Below are 17,136 nucleotides of genomic sequence, written 5' to 3' on the forward strand. Positions count from 1 at the left end.
CCGTGGCGCGCGCCTCCACCTAGGCGTCCCGCGCCGCCGCGGCAAGGCGGCCCCCGCCCCGCCGCGGCCGCCCCCCGGACCCGGGGCGCCAAATCCGCTTGGGGGCCGGCGCCGCGCGCGCTAATCGGCGGCGATGCTCCGCAGCGTCCTCACCGTCGGCGGCTGGACGATGACCAGCCGCGTGCTCGGCTTCGCGCGCGACATGCTGATCGCGCACCGCCTCGGCGCCGGGCCGGTGGCGGATGCCTTCTTCGTCGCCCTGCAGCTGCCCAACCTGTTCCGCCGCCTGTTCGGCGAGGGCGCCTTCAACGCCGCCTTCGTGCCCGCCTTCGCCGGCGCGCTCGCGCGCGAGGGCCGCGCCGCCGCGCACGACCTCGCCGAGCGCATGGCCGGGCTGATGGCGCTCTGGCTCGCCCTGCTCACCCTGCTCGGCCTGCTGTTCATGCCGCAGGTCCTGGCCGTGCTCGTGCCCGGATTCCTCGGCCGGCCGGAGAAATTCGCCCTCACCGTCGAGCTCGCCCGGATCACCCTGCCCTATCTCTGGTTCATCTGCCTGACCGCCCTGGTCAGCGGCGTGCTGAACGGGCTCGACCGCTTCGCCGCCGCGGCCGCGGCGCCGGTGCTGTTCAACCTGCTCGGCATGGCGGCGCTGCTCGGCCTCACGCCCTACGTCGCCACGCCCGCCCATGCGCTGGCCTGGGGGGTCGCGGCCTCCGGCGTGGCGCAGCTCCTGCTCGTGCTGGCCGCCGCCCGCCGGGCCGGCATGGCGCTGACCCTGCTGCGCCGGCCGCGCCTCACGCCCGCGGTGCGGGAGGTGCTGCGCAAGATGGTGCCCGGACTGATCGGCGGAGGCGCGGTCAACATCAACCTCTTCGTCGCCACCCTGATCGCCTCGCTGCTGCCTTCCGGCGCCGTGTCCTACCTCTACTATGCCGACCGGGTGGCGCAGTTGCCGCTCGGGGTGATCGGCGCGGCGGTCGGGACGGCGCTGCTGCCGCTGCTCTCGCGCCACACGCGCGGCGGCCGGCCGCTCGCCGCGCACCGGGCCACCAACCGCGCGGTCGAGCTGGTGCTGCTGCTCACCCTGCCCGGCGCGGCCGGGCTCGCGGTGCTGGCCGAACCGGTCGTCGGGACGCTGTTCGAGCGCGGCGCCTTCGACTCGGCCGCGACGCGCGCGGCGGCCGCGGCGCTGGTCGCCTACGCCGCCGGCCTGCCGGCCTTCGTGCTGGTCAAGGTCTTCGCCCCCGGCTTCTTCGCCCGCGGCGACACGACGACGCCGGTCGCGGTCGGCCTCGGCGCAATGGCGGCGAACCTCGTGCTGAACCTCGTCCTGGCCTGGCCGCTCGCGCATGTCGGCATCGCGCTTGCGACCTCGCTCGCGGCCTGGGGCAACGCGCTGACCCTGGCGGCGCTGCTGGCGCGGCGGCGGCGCCTGGTCCTCGACCGGCGGACCCGGCGGCGGCTGCCTCGCATCGCAGCCGCGGCGGCGGCGATGGCGCTGGCGCTCGGCGCGGTCGCGCCGGCGCTGTCCGCGAGCGGCGCCGGCAGCGCGGCCCGTGCGGCGACGCTCGCGCTGCTGGTGGCGATCGGGGCCGGAATCTACGGCGGGCTCGCCCTGGCGCTCGGCGCGGTGGCGCCGGCGGAGCTGCGCGCCCTGCTCGCGCGGCGCCGGGCGCCGTCCGGCGTCGGCGGCGACGCTCCGGTCGGCGCCGCCACGCCCTGACCGCACCGCGGCCCGGCCCGCGCCGGAGCCGGTCGCAGGCGGCCGGACGCCGCGGCGGGCGCGGATCGGCGCCGCGAACGGCGCGCCGGAGCCGTCGCCGCGGCCCGGGCGGGCGGAAACGGTCCCGGGGCCGCTTCGCCCGGCCGTGCCCGCCGCAGCGGTCCTGCCTCCTCGTCGGTCGCGCCGATCCACGCTTCCGGCCGTTTCCGGCCGTCCGCGCCCGGCGCTAGACCACCCCCAGCGCCCAGAGCAGCACGCCCTTCTGCGCGTGCAGCCGGTTCTCGGCCTCGTCGAAGACGACGCTCTGCGGGCCGTCTATGACCTCCGTGGCCACCTCCTCGCCGCGGTGGGCAGGCAGGCAGTGCATGAAGATCGCATCCGGCGCCGCCTGCGCCATCAGCGCCGCGTCCACCCGGTAGGGGGCGAGCAGGTTGTGGCGCTTGCTGTTCGGGTCGTCCGACATGCTGACCCAGGTGTCGGTGACGACGCAGCGCGCCCCGCGCACCGCCTCCGCGGGGTCGTCGGTCAGCTCGATCCGCGCCCCCTCGGCCCGCGCCCAGTCCACCAGCGCCTGCGGCGGGCGCAGCGCCGGCGGCGTGGCGAGGCGGAGCGTGAAGCCGAAGCGCGCCGCGGCCTGGATGAAGGTGCGGGCGACGTTGTTGCCGTCGCCGCTCCAGGCGATCACCTGCCCGGCGATCGGGCCGCGGTGCTCCTCGAAGGTCATCACGTCGGCCATGAGCTGGCAGGGGTGCGAGACGTCGGTCAGGCCGTTGATCACCGGCACCGTCGCGTGCGCGGCCAGCTCGCGCAGCTTCGCCACCGAATCGGTGCGCAGCATGATCGCGTCCACGTAGCGCGACAGCACGCGCGCCGTGTCCGCCAGCGTCTCGCCGCGGCCGAGCTGCATCTCCTTCGCCGAGAGCACGACCGCATCGCCGCCGAGCTGGCGGATGCCGACCTCGAAGGAGACGCGCGTCCGGGTCGAGGGCTTCTCGAAGATCAGCGCCACCGCCTTGCCGGCGAGCGGCTTGCCCGTCAGCGCCCCGCGCTTGGCCTGCGCGGCGAGGTCGAGCATCCGCCGCAGCGTCGCCGCATCGAGGTCCATCAGCTCGAGGAAGTGCCGGGGCGGCTCGCGCCCCCCCGCCACCGTCTTGAGCGCGGCGCTCATTGCGCCGCCGCGGCCTGCGCCGCCCCCGGCGCGACCCGCAGGCAGGCGCGGTCGAGCAGCGCCAGCGCCTCGTCCGCCTCCGCCTCGGCGATGACGAGCGGCGGCGCGAGGCGCAGCACGTTCATCCCCGCCGCCACCGTCAGCAGCCCTTCCGCCAGCGCCGCGTCCTGCAGCGCGGTGTTGGTCACCTCGGGCCGCAGCCTGAGGCCGAGCAGCAGCCCGGCCCCCTGCACGCCCTCGATCACCGCCGGATGCCGCCGCGCCAGATCCTCGAGCCCGCGCCAGAGATGCCGCGCCACGCGGTCCACCCGCTCGAGGAAGCCCGGCGCCAGGATCACGTCGAGCACCGCGTTGCCGGCGGCGCAGGCGAGCGGGTTGCCGCCGAAGGTCGAGCCGTGCGTGCCCGGCTTGAGGTACTGCGCGACCTTCTCCTTGGCGAGGATCGCACCGAGCGGGAAGCCGCCGCCGATGCCCTTGGCCGCGGACATCACGTCCGGCTCGATCCCGGCCCACTGGTGCGCCCACAGCCTGCCGGAGCGGCCCATGCCGGTCTGCACCTCGTCGAGCGCGAGCAGCAGCCCGAACTCGTCGCAGGTGGCGCGCAGCGCGCGCAGGAAGTCGAGGCTCGCCGGCCGCACGCCGCCCTCGCCCTGCACCGGCTCGATCAGGATCGCCGCGGTCGTCTCGTCAATGGCGTCGCGCACCGCGTTCATGTTGCCGAAGGGGACGTGCCGGAAGCCCTGCACCGGCGGGCCGAAGCCGGCGAGGTACTTCTCGTTGCCGGTCGCGCTCAGCATCGCCAGGGTGCGGCCGTGGAAGGCGCCCTCGAAGCAGAGGGTGACGAAGCGCTCGGGGTGGCCCTGCTCGGCGTGGTACTTGCGGACCGCCTTGATCATGCCCTCGTTCGCCTCGGCGCCCGAATTGCAGAAGAACACGCTGTCGGCGAAGGAGGTCTCGACCAGCCGCTGCGCCAGCCGCTCGGCCTCCGGGATGCGGTAGAGGTTGGAGACGTGGATCACCCGCGCCGCCTGCTCGGCGATGGCCCTGACCAGGTGCGGGTGCGCGTGGCCGAGCGAGGAGGTGGCGATGCCCGCGCCGAAATCGAGGAATCGTCGCCCGTCCGCCGTCCACAGCCTGGCGCCCTCGCCCCGCTCGAAGGCGAGGTCGGCGCGGTTGTAGGTCGGCATCAGGGCGGGGATCACGGAACGGGCTCTCCGCAGCAATTGCATCCCCGGCGGGGCGCGCCCATCGCGTCCCGTCCGGGGAGCCGAGAAGCATGGCGGCGAGACGGCCCCCCGTCAAACCTGCCGGACGCAAGGCGGCCCGGCGAAGGCGTCAGCGGCCGGGCCGGCCGGCGACGGTCCCGCCGGCCGCACCGGGGCCGCATCACCGCGCCTTGCCGGGCGCCGGACCGTCCGCGGGCGGGGATCGGCGCGGCGCCGCCCCGCCGGCTCCGGCCGCCGCGCGCCGCCGGCCGCCCGCGACGCTTCCGCGGCCGGCACTGCCGGCTCCGGGCGTGCGTTCCCGCGCGCCGGCGCGTCAGGCGAGGGCGATCGCGAGGCGCGCCTCGAGCGCGTCGCCCGGCGCAAGCACGGTCATCGCGCCGTGCGCGGCGAAGGCCGGGCGGTTCGCCACGTCCGGCACGTGGCTCTGCGGCTCGACGCAGAGCACCGGCACGGCGGGCGGCGCGAAGACCTGCAGGTTGCCGGCCCAGGCGCCGCTCGCGACGAGGCAGAGGCGCGGCCCGTCCGGCCCGGGGAAGGCGATCTCCGCCCGCCCGTCCCAGTCGGCGAAATGGGTGTCGAGGCCGAGATAGGCCGTCTCGTCGCCGGCGATTCCCCGCGTCGGGCACGGCGCCACCGGCAGGGTGCGCGCATCCCGCCCGAACCGGGTCGTGGCGCGGAAGGCGAGCCGCGTGCCGGGCGGGCGCGGGAAGAAGGGATGCCAGCCCAGGCCGAAGGGAAAGGGCTCGTCCGCGGCGTTGGCGACCGCGGCGGCGAGCCGCACGCCGTCGGCGGCGAGCGCGACCTCCACCCGGGCACGGTAGCGGTAGGGGATGCCGGGCGCCGCGAACGCCTGCACGAGCACGGCGCGGTCGCCCGCCGCGGCCGCGACGCGCCAGGGGCGGTCGCGGGCGAGGCCGTGGATCGCGGTGTCGTCCTCCGGGCGATTGACGGGCAGGCGATGCGTCCGGCCGCCCCAGGGGAGCCGCCCGCGATCCAGCCGGTTGGCCCAGGGGATCATCCAGAAGGCGCCCCAGAAGCCGCGGTTCGGATCGGCGCCGGGCGGCACCGGCACCAGCAGGTCGCGCCCCCTGTGGCGCAGCCGGGCGAAGGCGGCGCCCTGCGCGGGCAGCAGCGCCGCCTCCCACGCCCCCGCCGCGAGGCCGAGGGCCGCACTCATTCCAGCGCGAAGGGATCGCGCGGCGCCGGCGTCGCCCGCGAATACTCGATGCTGGCGTAGGCGCCGCCCTGGTAGCGCTCGGCGACCGGGTCGCCGAGCCTGCCCTCGACCTCGGCGCGGTAGGCCTCGGCGCTGTCCCGCGGGCGCCAGCCGATGCGGTCGCGGTGGTCCTCGCCCCAGAAGCTGCGCGGGTTGTCCGAGCAGCCCCAGATCACCGCATGCCCGGTGCGCGGCGCGGCGACGCAGGCGATCACCAGCCGCACCAGGTCGGGATAGGACAGCCAGGTGGCGAGCATCCGCGCGTCGGTCGGCTTCGGGACGCAGGAGCCGATGCGCAGGTTGACGTTCTCGACCCCGTGCTTGTCCCAGTAGAGCCGGCCCATCAGCTCGCCATAGGCCTTGGAGAGCCCGTAATAGCCGTCGGCGCGGAAGGCGCAGCCGAAGGCGAGCCGCGGCTCGCCCTCCCGCGGGCGCTCGTGGAAGCCGATCGCGTGGTTGGAGGAGGCGAACACGACCCGCGCCCGCTCGCGCCGCGCCGCCTCGTAGACGTGGTAGAGGCCGCGCAGGTTGGGGCCGAGCACCTCCTCGAAGGGACGCTCCACGCTGACGCCGCCGAAGTGGAGGATGGCGCCGCAGCCCTCGGCCTGGCGCAGCAGGGCGACGCCGTCGTTGAGGTCGGCGCGGACGAAGGCGGCGCGCGGCGGCAGCGGATCGGGGAAGGGCGCGATGTCGGTCAGCCGCAGGGTCCAGCCGGCGGCGGCCAGCTCGCGCGCCAGCATGCGGCCGAGCGCGCCGGAGGCGCCGGTGAGCAGGACGGGCTTCGGGGGGATGGTCATGGCTTTCCTCCGCAGTGCGCCGGACCCAGGGTAGGACAGGAACGGCGGGGCGGGCGACCGGGCCGGCGCCGGTGTCGCGCCGGCGCCCCGCCGCGGCGGGAGAAGAGCCGCGGCGGGCGTGCGCTCCCGCTCCGCTCCGCCCGCGCACGCAGCCGTGCGTGGAAACCGCGCGCGCGGGGAGGCAATTGCCCGGCAACCGGGGAGCACGCGCGATGGCCGGGCACGAGCCGGACGAACAGGAGGGCGAGGCCTTCCTGCTGATCGAGAGCGGGGCGGTGGGCTTTCTGCTCTTTCCCTTCGCCATGGCGGAGGTCGAGCGCCTGCCGCCCGCCAACGACGCGGCCCCTGCCGCCGCGCCGGACGGCCCGCAGGATCGCCCCTCGCCCGGCTGACTCCCGCCGCGGCGAGGCGGCGCGGGATCAGCCGCGCCGCGTCTCCGCCTCGTAGCGGGCGCGGGTCTCGGCGCTGGGGGGGTAGAGGCCCGGCAGGGACGCCCCCTTCTCGACCTCGCGCATGATCCAGGCCTCCAGCCGCTCCTGCTCGACCGCCGCCTCCGCGACCGCGGCGACGAGGGCGGCGGGGATCACCACGGCGCCGTCCGCGTCCGCCACGATGACGTCCCCGGGGACGACGGTGACGCCGCCGCAGCCGATCGTCTCCTGCCAGCCGACGAAGTTGAGGCTCGCCACCGAGGCCGGGGCGACATGGCCGCGGCAGAACACCGGCAGGCCGGTGCCGATCACGCCGGGCCCGTCGCGCACCATGCCGTCGGTGACGAGGCCGGCGACGCCGCGCTTCGCCATGCGGGCGCAGAGGATGTCGCCGAAGATGCCGGCGTCGGTCACGCCCATCGCGTCGGCGACGGCGACGCAGCCCTCCGGCATGGCCTCGATGGCGGCGCGGGTGGAGCGCGGGGAGGACCAGGATTCGGGGGTGGAGAGATCCTCGCGCGCCGGGGTGAAGCGCAGGGTGAAGGCGGGTCCGACCACGCGGCGGGCGTCGCCCGGGACGAGCGGCCGCGCCCCGCGGATGTAGCAGGAGCGCACACCCTTCTTGAGCAGCACGGTGGTCAGGGTGGCGGTGGTGACGCCGGCGAGGGCGTCGCGCAGCGCGGGGGTGAGGGTCATGGCGGGCGGTTCTCCTCGAGCGGTTGCCCGCGCGAGGGATGGCAAGGGGCGGCGGCCGCGGCAAGACGCCGCCGGGCGCGCCGCGGCAGCCGCGCCCGTTCCGCGTGCGCCGCGCGCCCGCGCTGCCCTCACACCCGCAGGTCGAGCAGCGACCCGCGCGGCGGCGGGCGGGCGGGCGGCTGCGGCGGCACCGTCTCCAGCACCCGTTGCGGCGGCGCGGAGGCGAGCGCCGGCCCGCCCGGGGCCTCGCGCGGCCCCATCCCGGCCGCCGCCCCGGCGCCGCGTGCCGGCTGCAGCCCCGCCGTGCGCGTGACCTCCGCGGTGAAGGCGGCGAGCGAGTTCAGGCTGATCATGCGCAGGATCATCAGCCCGAGGGATGAAGGAAGGGTTGAGGCGCCGCCGCTCCGCCGGCGGCCCGCGCCCGGGCGCGCCCGCCCCCGCAGGAGGGGAGGAACGACGCGGCGGCGCGGCCCGGCGATGCGCATGACCGGGCCAGCATCGCCGGGCCGCCCGTTAACCTTCCAGCAACCTCCGGCTGTGCCGCCGGCGCCGCCGGACGCCTCAGCCCGGCGCGGCCGCGGCCTCCAGCGCCGCCACCCCCGGCAGGGTCTTGCCCTCGAGCCATTCGAGGAACGCCCCGCCGGCGGTGGAGACGTAGCTCAGCCGCTCCAGCACCCCGGCATGGCGCAGCGCCGCCACCGTGTCGCCGCCGCCGGCGATGGACTTCAGCGCCCCGGCCTGCGTCAGCGCCGCCACCACCTCCGCCACCGCCACCGTCGCGGCGTCGAAGGGCGGCGTCTCGAAGGCGCCGAGCGGGCCGTTCCAGACCAGCGTCGAGGCCCGGCGCAGCCGCGCCTCGATCGCCGCCACCGTCTCCGGCCCGAGATCGAGCGCCATCATGTCCGCCGGGATCGCGTCCGCCGGCACGGTGCGGGTCGGCGCATCCGGCCGCAGCTCGGGCGCGACGACGAGGTCGAGCGGCAGCACCACCTCGCAGTTGGCGGCGCGCGCCTCCTCCAGGATGCGGCGCGCGGTGCCGTGCATCTCCGCCTCCTGGAGCGAGCGGCCCACCGGCCTGCCCTGCGCGGCGAGGAAGGTGTTGGCCATCGCGCCGCCGATCACCAGCACCTCCACCCTGCGCGAGAGGTTGCCGAGCAGATCGAGCTTGGTCGAGACCTTGGCGCCGCCGACGATCGCCACCACCGGCCGCGCCGGGTTGCCGAGCGCGGCGTCCAGCGCCTCGAGCTCCGCCTGCATCAGCCGCCCCGCATAGGCGGGCAGCAGCCGCGCCACGCCCTCGGTGCTGGCGTGCGCGCGGTGGGCGGCGGAGAAGGCGTCGTTCACGTAGACATCGGCGAGCCGGGCGAGCGCCTTCGCCATCTCCGGGTCGTTCTTCTCCTCCCCGGGATGGAAGCGCGTGTTCTCGAGCAGCAGCACCTCGCCGTCCTTGAGCGCCGCGACGGCGGCCTCGGCCACCGGCCCGATGCAGTCCTCGGCGAAGGCGACCGGGCGGTGCAGCGCGGCGGCGAGCGCCTCGGCCAGCGGCCGGAGCGACATCTCCGGCACGCGCCGCCCCTTGGGGCGGTCGAAGTGGCTGATCACGATCACCCGCGCTCCCTTGTCGGCGAGCTCGCGGATGGTGGGGGTCAGGCGCTCGATCCGCGTGCGGTCGGTGATGGCGCCGTCCTTGACCGGCACGTTGAGGTCGGCGCGCAGCAGCACCCGCTTGCCGCGCGGATCGCCGAGGTCGTCGAGCGTGCGGAAGCGGGCCATGCCCGTCGCTCCTCCCCGCCCGCCGTCAGCCGAGCCGCCCGAGCAGCGCGGCGGTGTCCGACATCCGGTTGGAGAAGCCCCATTCGTTGTCGTACCAGCCCATGACGCGGATCATCCCGCCGCCGTCCACGCTCTGCGTCTGGGTGGCGTCGAAGGTGCAGCTGTAGGGCGTGTGGTTGAAGTCCACCGAGACCAGCGGCTCGGTGTTGTAGGCGAGGATGCCCTTGAGCACGCCCTCCGCGGCCTCCTTCATCGCCGCGTTCACCTGCTCCTTCGTCACCCCCTCGGTCCGCAGGTTCACGTCGAGCGAGACGAGCGAGACGTTCGGCGTCGGGATGCGGATCGCGGTGCCGTCGAGCTTGCCCTTGAGCTCCGGCAGCACGAGCCCGACCGCGCGCGCCGCGCCGGTCGTGGTCGGGATCGCCGAGAGGGCGGCGGCGCGCGCCCGGTGCAGGTCCTTGTGCAGCGTGTCCACCGTGTTCTGGTCGCCGGTGTAGGCGTGCACCGTCACCATGTAGCCGCGCAGGATGCCGAAGCGCTCGTGCAGCACCTTGGCCATCGGCGCGAGGCAGTTGGTGGTGCAGGAGGCGTTGGAGACGACCGTCATCTCCTTCGTCAGCACCTGGTGGTTGACGCCGTAGACGACGGTCGCGTCCACCCCGTCGGCGGGGGCGGAGATCAGCACCTTGCGCGCGCCGGCGGCGAGCAGGGCGGAGGCCTTCTCCTTCGAGGTGAAGAGGCCGGTGCACTCCATCGCCACGTCCACGCCCTGGAGCGGCAGCTTCGCCGGGTCGCGCTCCGCCGTGACGCGGATCGGGCCCCAGGTGCGGCCGCCCGCGCGGATGGTGATGCTGTCGCCCGCGACCGTCACCTCGCCCGGGAAGCGGCCGTGGACGCTGTCGTAGCGGAACAGGTGCGCGTTCGCCTCGACCGAGCCGAGGTCGTTGATGGCGACGAACTCGAGGTCGTCGCGCCCGCTCTCGACGGCGGCGCGCAGCACCAGGCGCCCGATGCGCCCGAACCCGTTGATCGCGACCTTCACGGCCATGGCTGTGCTTCTCCTTCCCGTTCGTTCAGGCGTCCAGGCGGCGCTTGACGGCCGCGACGACCGCCTCGGCGGTGATGCCGAAGTGGCGGAACAGGTCCTCGGCCGGCGCCGAGGCGCCGAAGCCGGTCATGCCGATGAACACGCCCTCGGGCCCGAGCCAGCGCTCCCAGCCGAAGCGGACCGCCGCCTCCACCCCCACCCGCAACGCGCGGCCGAGCACCTGGTCGCGGTAGCCCTCGTCCTGGGCGGCGAAGATCTCCCAGCAGGGGAGCGAGACCACCGCGGTGGGGATGCCCTCGGCCTCCAGCGCCGCGCGCGCCGCGAGCGCGAGGTGCACCTCGCTGCCGGTGGCGATCAGGGTGGCGCGGCGCGCGCCGCTCGCCTCCGCCAGCACGTAGCCGCCGCGGGCGCAGCGGTTCTCGCCCGCCTCGCCGCGCACCGCCGGGACGCTCTGCCGCGTCAGCGCCAGCACCGAGGGCCCGTCGGTGCGGCGCAGCGCGAGCTCCCAGCACTCCGCGGTCTCGATCGCGTCGGCGGGGCGGAAGACGAACAGATTCGGCATGGCGCGCAGCGAGGCCAGGTGCTCGACCGGCTGATGCGTCGGCCCGTCCTCGCCGAGGCCGATGGAATCGTGCGTGAGGACGTGGATCACCCGCTGGCGCATCAGCGCGGCGAGCCGGATCGCGGGACGCATGTAGTCGGAGAAGACGAGGAAGGTGCCCCCGTAGGGGATCACGCCCCCGTGCAGCGCCATCCCGTTCATCGCCGCCGCCATGCCGTGCTCGCGCACCCCCCAGTGGACGTAGCGCCCGGCGTAGTTGCCCGGCGCGACCGCGGCCATGCCCTTCGCCAGCGTCCCGACCGAGCCGGTGAGGTCGGCCGAGCCGCCGACGAGCTCCGGCACCGCCGGCACCAGCGCCTCCAGCGCCCGCTGCGAGGCGACGCGGGTGGCGAGCTTCGGCTTCTCCTCGGCGAGCCGCGCGCGCAGCGCCGCGAGCGGCTCGTGCCAGCCCTCCGGCAGGCGCCCGGCGAGGGCGCGCTCGAATTCGTCCTTCTGCGGGTGCTTCGCGAGCCGCTTCAGCCACGACCGCCGCGCCCCCGCGCCGCGCCGGCCGGCGGCCTCCCAGCGCGCCTTGAGGTCCTCGGGCACGACGAAGGGCGGGTGCTGCCAGCCGAGCGCCCGCTTCGCCGCCGCCGCCTCCTCGGCCCCGAGCGGGGAGCCGTGGGTCGCGGCGGTGCCCGCCTTGGTCGGCGCGCCGAAGCCGATGATGGTGCGGCAGGCGATCAGGGTCGGCTTGCGGTTGCGCACTGCCCAGGAAAGCGCCGCCGCCACCTCGGCGTGGTCGTGCCCGTCCACCCGCCGCACCGCCCAGCCGGAGGCGGCGAAGCGCCGGAGCTGGTCGTCGGAGACCGCGAGTTGCGTGCTGCCGTCGATGGAGATCGCGTTGTCGTCGAACAGCACCGTGAGCTTGTTCAGCTTCAGGTGGCCGGCGAGCGAGATCGCCTCGTGGCTGATGCCCTCCATCAGGTCGCCGTCGGAGGCGATCACCCAGGTGCGGTGATCCACCAGCGAGCGCCCGAAGCGCGCGGCGAGCATCCGCTCGGCGAGCGCCATGCCAACCGCGGTGGCGAGGCCCTGGCCGAGCGGGCCGGTGGTGGTCTCGATCGCCGGATGCTCGCCGTATTCCGGATGCCCGGCGCACGGGGAGTGGAGCTGGCGGAAGCGGCGCAGCTCCTCGATCCCCATCCCGGCATGGCCGGTGAGGTGGAGCAGGGCGTAGAGCAGCATCGAGCCGTGGCCGGCGCTGAGCACGAAGCGGTCGCGGTCGGGCCAGCGCGGATCGGCGGCGTCGTACTTGAGGAAGCGCGTGAACAGCACCGTCGCCACGTCGGCCATGCCCATCGGCATGCCGGGATGGCCGGACTTCGCCGCCTCCACCGCGTCGATCGCGAGTGCGCGGATCGCATCCGCCATGCGCCGCTCCTCCGTGACGGGGCGGGCGAGGATCGCCGCCTGGGCGGCGAGCGCCGGGCTGGCGGGGGGCGCGTCGGGGGCGGCAACGGCGGCGGCGGCAGGGCTGGCCAAGGTCGGAACCCTCGGGCGGGACGGCGGGAAGGCGGGCCCCTATTAGGGACGCCGCCCCGCAGGGGCAACCGGGGCGGGCCGCGGCGCCGGCCGGCGGTCCGCGCGGGCGGTCCACGCTCCCGGCCGGTTCCGGCCATCCGCGATCTGCTCTAGGGTCGCGCCATGGTCGCGCCGCCCGAATCCGCCGCCGAGACGCCAGCCGCCGCCGCGCACGACGGCCTGCCGCCGATGCCCGGCGGGCCGCCGCACGAGGAATCCCACTTCACCGCCAGCGAGACCGTGCGCGACCTGGTCATCGGCACCGCCGACGGCCTGACCGTGCCCTTCGCGCTCGCCGCCGGCCTCTCCGGCGCGGTGGCGGCCAATCCGCTGATCGTCACCGCGGGCCTCGCCGAGATCGCCGCGGGGTGCATCGCGATGGGCCTCGGCGGCTACCTCGCCGCGCGCACCGACGCCGACCACTACACGAGCGAGCGGCGGCGCGAGGAGGAGGAGACGCGCCGCTACCCGGAGCGCGAGAAGTGGGAGGTCGCGGCGATCCTCCACCGCTACGGCCTGAAGGGCGAGGCGCTGCGCCAGGCGGTGGAGGCGATCGCCGCCGACCGGCGGCGCTGGGTGGACTTCATGATGCGCTTCGAGCTGGAGCTGAGCGAGCCCGAGCCGGGCCGCGCGGCGCGCTCGGCGGCGGCGATCGGCGGCGCCTACGTGGTGGGCGGCCTGATCCCGCTCGCGCCCTACATGCTGCTCGCGGAGACGCGGCCGGCGCTGCTCGTCTCCTGCGCCGTCACCGGCGTGGCGCTGCTCGGCTTCGGCTGGCTGAAGGCGAAGGCGACGGGCCTGCCGCCGCTGCGCGGCGCGGTGCAGACGCTGCTGATCGGCGCCGCCGCGGCGGCGGCGGCCTACCTGGTGGCGAGCTGGGTCGGCGGGTAGCGCTCAGTCGAGCCCCACCAGCCCGCGCGCGAAGTCCCGCGCCGCGAAGGGCCGGAGGTCGGAGGCCTTCTCGCCCACGCCGACGAAGTGCACCGGCAGGCCGAACTCCTGCGCCAGCGCCACCACCACGCCGCCCTTCGCGCTGCCGTCGAGCTTGGTCACGGCGAGCCCGGTCACGTCCACCATCTCCTTGAACACCTTGCACTGCTGGATGGCGTTCTGCCCGGTGGTGGCGTCGAGCGTCAGCAGCACCGAATGCGGCGCCTCGGGGTCGAGGCGCTTCAGCACGCGCACGATCTTGCGCAGCTCCTCCATCAGCGCCGCCTTGTTGTGCAGCCGCCCGGCGGTGTCCACGAGCAGCACCTCGATCCCCGCCTCCTTTGCCGCCTTCAGCGCGTCGAAGGCGAGGCCGGCGGCGTCCGCCCCCGGCTTCGCCGGCGCATAGACCGGGCAGCCCACGCGCTCGCCCCAGATCTGCAGCTGCTCGACCGCCGCGGCGCGGAAGGTGTCGCCGGCGACGAAGGCGACCGAGAGCCCCTGCTCGCGGTACTGCTGGCCGAGCTTGGCGATGGTGGTGGTCTTGCCGGTGCCGTTGACGCCGACCACCAGCACCACGTGCGGCCGGCGGCGGGGCTCGATCGGCATCGGCCGCGCCACCGGGGCGAGGATCGCGGCGATCTCCTCGGCGAGCGCCGCCTTCACCTCCTCCTCCGTCACCTCCCGCCCGAAGCGGGTGCGGCGGAAGCCCTCGACGATGCGGCGCGCGGCCGCGACCCCGAGATCGGCGGCGATCAGCGTCTCCTCGAGCTCCTCCAGCGCCTCGTCGTCGAGCCGGCGCTTGCGGAAGAGGGCGGTGAGGCCCTCGCCGAGCCGCGCGGTCGAGCGCGCGAGCCCGGCCTTGAGGCGGGCGAGCCAGCCGCCGCGCGGCGCCTCGGCCGGCGCGTCCGGCTCGGCGCGGGCCGACGCCTCGCGCGGCACCGCGGCGTCCTCCGGCAAGGGCAGGGTCTCGGCCGCCGGGAGCGGCGGGGGCGGCGCCGGGCGGGCGGCGGGCGGCGTCGTGAAGGGCGGCTCGACCGAGGGGATCAGCGGCGGGACGGGATAGGCCTGCTGCGCCGCCGGCTGCGGCGGCCGGGGCGGGCCTTCCGGCGGCGCCGGCTCCGGCGGCCGCCCCGGCGGCGTCACCGGAGGCGGCGGCTCCACAGGCGCGGCCCGGTCCGCGCCGCGGCCGCCCCGCAGCCGGTCAATCCAGCCCTTCAGTGCCATGCCAAGCCACCTCTTCCGCTGCGCGCACCGTGCCGGCGGCTCCCTCGCCGCGCCCCGTCGCCGTCCTACGCCGCCGCCTCCGCGAGCAGGCCCGCATCCGTGGCGGCGACGGCCCGCAGCCGCCGCAGCTCCCCCGGCCGGCCCGCCGCCGCGCCGGGGCGGGCGAGGCGGATCGGCGCGAACTGCTCGGTGTGGCCGCGGTCCGCGCGTTCGAGCAGCACCGTCTCCTCGCGCCCCACGCGGCCCTCGTAGAAGCGCCGCGCCGCCCGGGCGCCGGCCGCGCGCAGCCGCGCCGCGCGCTCGCGCCGCAGCGCCACGGGCAGTTGCGGCATCCGCGCCGCCGGCGTGCCGGGGCGCTCGGAGTAGGGGAAGACGTGCAGGAAGGCCAGCCCCGCCTCCTCCACCAGCGCGAGCGTCTGGGCGAAGTGCTCCTCGGTCTCGGTCGGGAAGCCGGCGATCAGGTCGGCGCCGAAGGCGATCTCCGGCCGCAGGCTCCGGGCCCGGCGCACGAAGGCGAGCGCATCGGCGCGGGAATGGCGCCGCTTCATGCGCTTGAGGATCAGGTCGGCGCCGTGCTGCAGCGAGAGGTGCAGGTGCGGCATCAGCCGCGGCTCCTCCGCGATCAGTCGCCAGAGGTCCTCGTCCACCTCCACCGGGTCGAGCGAGGAGAGGCGGAGCCGGGGCAGCTCCGGCACCAGGCGCAGCAGGCGGCGGCAGAGCTGGCCGAGCGTCGGCCGCCCCGGCAGGTCGGGGCCGTAGCTCGTGATGTCCACCCCGGTCAGCACCACCTCGCGGTAGCCGCTCCGCACCAGCGTGCGCACCTGCTCCACCACCGCGCCCACCGGGACGCTGCGCGAGGGGCCGCGGCCGAAGGGGATGACGCAGAAGGTGCAGCGGTGGTCGCAGCCCTGCTGCACCTGCACGAAGGCGCGCGCGCGCCCGGCGAATTCGGTGACGAGGTGCGCCGCCGTCTCGCGCGCCGCCATGATGTCGCCGGCGGGCGCGGGCGGCGCGTCGAGGCTCCTCCAGGTCTCCGGCCTCAGCTTGTCGGCGTTGCCGATGACGCGCGCAACACCCGGCAGCGCCGCCCAGTCCTCGGGCCGGAGCTGCGCGGCGCAGCCGGTGACGAGGATGCGCGCCTCCGGGTTCTCGCGATGGGCGCGGCGGATCGCCTGGCGCGCCTGGCGCTCGGCCTCGGCGGTGACGGCGCAGGTGTTGACGACGATGGTCTCGGCGCCGTGCCCGGCGGCGGTCGCCAGCGCGCGCATCGCCTCGGATTCGTAGGTGTTGAGCCGGCAGCCGAAGGTCAGCAGGCGGACGCCCGCCGCCCGCTCTCCCCCGCCCCGGGCCGTCGCCGCGCTCATGCCGGATAGGCCGCGAGGTCGAGCTGGCCGGTGAAGGCGGTGGCGACCGGGCCGGTCATCAGCACGTGCCCGTCCGCGGCCCGCCATTCGATGGCGAGCTCGCCGCCCGGCAGCACCACCGTGGCGCGCCGCCCGGCGAGGCCACGGCGGTGGGCGTTGACCAGCGCCGCGCAGGCGCCGGAGCCGCAGGCCAGCGTCATCCCCGCGCCGCGCTCCCACACCACGAGCCGCAGCCGGTCCGGCGCCAGCACCTGGGCGAAGCCGATGTTGGCGCGCTCGGGGAAGAGCGGATGCCGCTCCAGCGCCGGGCCGAGCGTCGCGACGGGGACCGCGTCGAGATCGGGCACGAAGAAGGTGGCGTGCGGATTGCCCATCGAGCAGGCGGCGGGACCCTCCGCCGCTCCGGCGGCGAGCGGCAGGCGGAGGGTGTCCATCGGCTCGGCGAGCGGCACCTCCTGCCAGCCGAGGCGCGGCGGGCCCATGTCCACGGTGACGCTGCCGTCGGGATGGACCTCCGCGGGCAGGTCACCGGCGAGGGTCCGCACCACCACGCGCCGCCGGCCGGTCTCGGCGGCGATCAGGGCGGCGACGCAGCGCGTCGCGTTGCCGCAGGCCCCGGCCTCGGAGCCGTCCGGGTTGCGGATGCGCAGGAACACGTCGGCGCCGGCCCCGGCGGGCTCGAGCGAGACCAGCTGGTCGCAGCCGATGCCGCGCCGCCGGTCGGCGAGGGCCGCGACGCGCGCCGGCGTGAGGCCGAGCGGGGCGGCGCGCTCGTCGAGCACGACGAAGTCGTTGCCGAGCCCGTGCATCTTGCGGAAGGGGAGGAGAGGCATCGCTGGCGCTCATATGCGCCGGTTCGCCGCGCGATCCAAGGTGGCGGGCGGCGGCGGGCGGCCCTCTGCCGGCGCGGGCCCGTGCCGGACGCGGCCCGGCACGAGGGGGTGGCTCCGGCGGGCAATCGCCCGCTCCGGCCGGGGGCCGCCGCCTCGCGGGGGCGAGCCTCGCGCCGCAGCCGCCGACCGAACGCGTGGCGGCGGCTTGCAATCCTCGCCGACGCGTGCCAGAACCCGCCGCGCCAACGGGGCGCGGGCGTAGCTCAGGGGTAGAGCACAACCTTGCCAAGGTTGGGGTCGAGGGTTCGAATCCCTTCGCCCGCTCCAGTCGCCGCTTCCCTCAACTCCCTCCCCTGGGTTGTTGCCGCGCTGAGCCTCGGGGTTGGCCGGAGATGGCGCGGCGGGAATGATACTTCGATAGCGCAATGAACACCTTCCGGGCGCTTCTCTCCGCTCTGGAGTGCACCCCGTCAGACCGGGCACACGGCTTGGGTTGCTGACTGCTGGGCGATGAGCTCGCGCGGCGAGAGCATGCGCAAGCCGCTATGGGGGTGGATGGCGTTGTAATCCTCGAACCGGGCG

Annotated in this window: 15 protein-coding genes and 1 tRNA gene; 4 read left to right on the top strand and 12 right to left on the bottom strand. The window is 76.1% G+C overall.

Features of this window, described 5'->3' with window-relative positions:
• The first annotated feature begins 133 nt into the window (after positions 1–133).
• Positions 134–1,723 (top strand): murein biosynthesis integral membrane protein MurJ, encoded by a 1,590-nt coding sequence (gene murJ, locus K1J50_RS11815; RefSeq protein WP_220117918.1) that lies wholly within the window; start codon positions 134–136, stop codon positions 1,721–1,723.
• Positions 1,724–1,949: 226 nt separating this feature from the next.
• Here the strand turns inward: murJ and argF are convergent, their stop codons facing one another.
• From argF to K1J50_RS11835, 4 genes are all read right to left on the bottom strand, one after another.
• A complete protein-coding gene (gene argF / locus K1J50_RS11820) occupies positions 1,950–2,891 on the bottom strand; it encodes an ornithine carbamoyltransferase (RefSeq protein ID WP_220117919.1) in 942 nt (313 codons plus the stop codon).
• Positions 2,888–4,093: an aspartate aminotransferase family protein gene (locus K1J50_RS11825; RefSeq protein WP_220117920.1), complete on the bottom strand. Its 1,206-nt coding sequence runs from the start codon at positions 4,091–4,093 to the stop codon at positions 2,888–2,890. The genes argF and K1J50_RS11825 overlap by 4 nt, the downstream gene beginning before the upstream one ends.
• A 337-nt stretch (positions 4,094–4,430) precedes the next feature.
• Positions 4,431–5,294 carry an aldose epimerase family protein gene (locus K1J50_RS11830; protein WP_220117921.1) on the bottom strand — a complete coding sequence of 288 codons (864 nt, stop codon included), beginning with the start codon at positions 5,292–5,294 and terminating at the stop codon, positions 4,431–4,433.
• The gene (locus K1J50_RS11835) at positions 5,291–6,130 is read right to left on the bottom strand and encodes an NAD-dependent epimerase/dehydratase family protein (protein WP_220117922.1); all 840 of its coding nucleotides are present in this window, start codon (positions 6,128–6,130) and stop codon (positions 5,291–5,293) included. The genes K1J50_RS11830 and K1J50_RS11835 overlap by 4 nt, the downstream gene beginning before the upstream one ends.
• Positions 6,131–6,342: 212 nt before the next feature.
• On the opposite strand from K1J50_RS11835, the gene K1J50_RS11840 reads away from it, so the two are divergent.
• Positions 6,343–6,522, top strand: coding sequence for a hypothetical protein (locus K1J50_RS11840; protein WP_220117923.1), 180 nt, complete (start codon positions 6,343–6,345; stop codon positions 6,520–6,522).
• Positions 6,523–6,549: 27 nt separating this feature from the next.
• On the opposite strand, the gene K1J50_RS11845 is transcribed toward K1J50_RS11840, so the two are convergent.
• The 5 genes from K1J50_RS11845 to tkt all read right to left on the bottom strand — a co-directional run bounded on the left by K1J50_RS11845 (position 6,550) and on the right by tkt (position 12,053).
• Positions 6,550–7,257, bottom strand: coding sequence for a ribonuclease activity regulator RraA (locus K1J50_RS11845; RefSeq protein ID WP_220117924.1), 708 nt, complete (start codon positions 7,255–7,257; stop codon positions 6,550–6,552).
• Between the two features lie 128 nt (positions 7,258–7,385).
• Entirely contained in the window at positions 7,386–7,610 is a 225-nt protein-coding gene (locus tag K1J50_RS11850) for a hypothetical protein (protein WP_220117925.1), read from the bottom strand.
• A gap of 208 nt (positions 7,611–7,818) precedes the next feature.
• On the bottom strand, positions 7,819–9,030 hold the full coding sequence (locus K1J50_RS11855) for a phosphoglycerate kinase (RefSeq protein ID WP_220117926.1): 1,212 nt from the start codon (positions 9,028–9,030) through the stop codon (positions 7,819–7,821).
• A 25-nt stretch (positions 9,031–9,055) separates the two neighbouring features.
• On the bottom strand, positions 9,056–10,078 hold the full coding sequence (gene gap, locus K1J50_RS11860; protein WP_220117927.1) for a type I glyceraldehyde-3-phosphate dehydrogenase: 1,023 nt from the start codon (positions 10,076–10,078) through the stop codon (positions 9,056–9,058).
• Positions 10,079–10,103: 25 nt separating this feature from the next.
• Positions 10,104–12,053 (bottom strand): transketolase, encoded by a 1,950-nt coding sequence (tkt, locus tag K1J50_RS11865; protein ID WP_220117933.1) that lies wholly within the window; start codon positions 12,051–12,053, stop codon positions 10,104–10,106.
• Between the two features lie 273 nt (positions 12,054–12,326).
• Here tkt and K1J50_RS11870 point away from each other — a divergent pair, with 273 nt between their 5' ends.
• Positions 12,327–13,094, top strand: coding sequence for a VIT1/CCC1 transporter family protein (locus K1J50_RS11870; RefSeq protein WP_220117928.1), 768 nt, complete (start codon positions 12,327–12,329; stop codon positions 13,092–13,094).
• Between the two features lie 3 nt (positions 13,095–13,097).
• Here K1J50_RS11870 and ftsY read toward each other — a convergent pair whose 3' ends face one another.
• The 3 genes from ftsY to dapF form a co-directional block, all read right to left on the bottom strand.
• Complete coding sequence (ftsY, locus tag K1J50_RS11875) at positions 13,098–14,072, bottom strand: signal recognition particle-docking protein FtsY (RefSeq protein ID WP_369413582.1); 975 nt, start codon at positions 14,070–14,072, stop codon at positions 13,098–13,100.
• A gap of 350 nt (positions 14,073–14,422) precedes the next feature.
• Positions 14,423–15,721, bottom strand: a complete 1,299-nt coding sequence (gene mtaB / locus K1J50_RS11880) for a tRNA (N(6)-L-threonylcarbamoyladenosine(37)-C(2))-methylthiotransferase MtaB (RefSeq protein ID WP_220117930.1) — start codon at positions 15,719–15,721, stop codon at positions 14,423–14,425.
• A complete protein-coding gene (gene dapF, locus K1J50_RS11885; RefSeq protein ID WP_220117931.1) occupies positions 15,718–16,554 on the bottom strand; it encodes a diaminopimelate epimerase in 837 nt (278 codons plus the stop codon). Before dapF ends, mtaB begins: the two co-directional genes overlap by 4 nt.
• A 252-nt stretch (positions 16,555–16,806) precedes the next feature.
• Here dapF and K1J50_RS11890 point away from each other — a divergent pair.
• Positions 16,807–16,881 (top strand) — tRNA-Gly (locus tag K1J50_RS11890).
• The last annotated feature ends 255 nt before the right edge of the window (positions 16,882–17,136 follow it).

Origin of the sequence: Caldovatus aquaticus, assembly GCF_019458025.1 — a bacterium.
Classification (GTDB): domain Bacteria; phylum Pseudomonadota; class Alphaproteobacteria; order Acetobacterales; family Acetobacteraceae; genus Caldovatus; species Caldovatus aquaticus.

Bases quoted from the DNA above. Each gene is read 5' to 3' on its own strand.
- murJ (WP_220117918.1), top strand. From the start codon at position 134: ATGCTCCGCAGCGTCCTCACCGTCGGCGGCTGGACGATGACCAGCCGC.
- argF (WP_220117919.1), bottom strand. From the start codon at position 2,891: ATGAGCGCCGCGCTCAAGACGGTGGCGGGGGGGCGCGAGCCGCCCCGG.
- K1J50_RS11830 (WP_220117921.1), bottom strand. From the start codon at position 5,294: ATGAGTGCGGCCCTCGGCCTCGCGGCGGGGGCGTGGGAGGCGGCGCTG.
- K1J50_RS11835 (WP_220117922.1), bottom strand. From the start codon at position 6,130: ATGACCATCCCCCCGAAGCCCGTCCTGCTCACCGGCGCCTCCGGCGCG.
- K1J50_RS11840 (WP_220117923.1), top strand. From the start codon at position 6,343: ATGGCCGGGCACGAGCCGGACGAACAGGAGGGCGAGGCCTTCCTGCTG.
- K1J50_RS11845 (WP_220117924.1), bottom strand. From the start codon at position 7,257: ATGACCCTCACCCCCGCGCTGCGCGACGCCCTCGCCGGCGTCACCACC.
- K1J50_RS11850 (WP_220117925.1), bottom strand. From the start codon at position 7,610: ATGATCAGCCTGAACTCGCTCGCCGCCTTCACCGCGGAGGTCACGCGC.
- K1J50_RS11855 (WP_220117926.1), bottom strand. From the start codon at position 9,030: ATGGCCCGCTTCCGCACGCTCGACGACCTCGGCGATCCGCGCGGCAAG.
- gap (WP_220117927.1), bottom strand. From the start codon at position 10,078: ATGGCCGTGAAGGTCGCGATCAACGGGTTCGGGCGCATCGGGCGCCTG.
- tkt (WP_220117933.1), bottom strand. From the start codon at position 12,053: ATGGCGGATGCGATCCGCGCACTCGCGATCGACGCGGTGGAGGCGGCG.
- K1J50_RS11870 (WP_220117928.1), top strand. From the start codon at position 12,327: ATGGTCGCGCCGCCCGAATCCGCCGCCGAGACGCCAGCCGCCGCCGCG.
- mtaB (WP_220117930.1), bottom strand. From the start codon at position 15,721: ATGAGCGCGGCGACGGCCCGGGGCGGGGGAGAGCGGGCGGCGGGCGTC.
- dapF (WP_220117931.1), bottom strand. From the start codon at position 16,554: ATGCCTCTCCTCCCCTTCCGCAAGATGCACGGGCTCGGCAACGACTTC.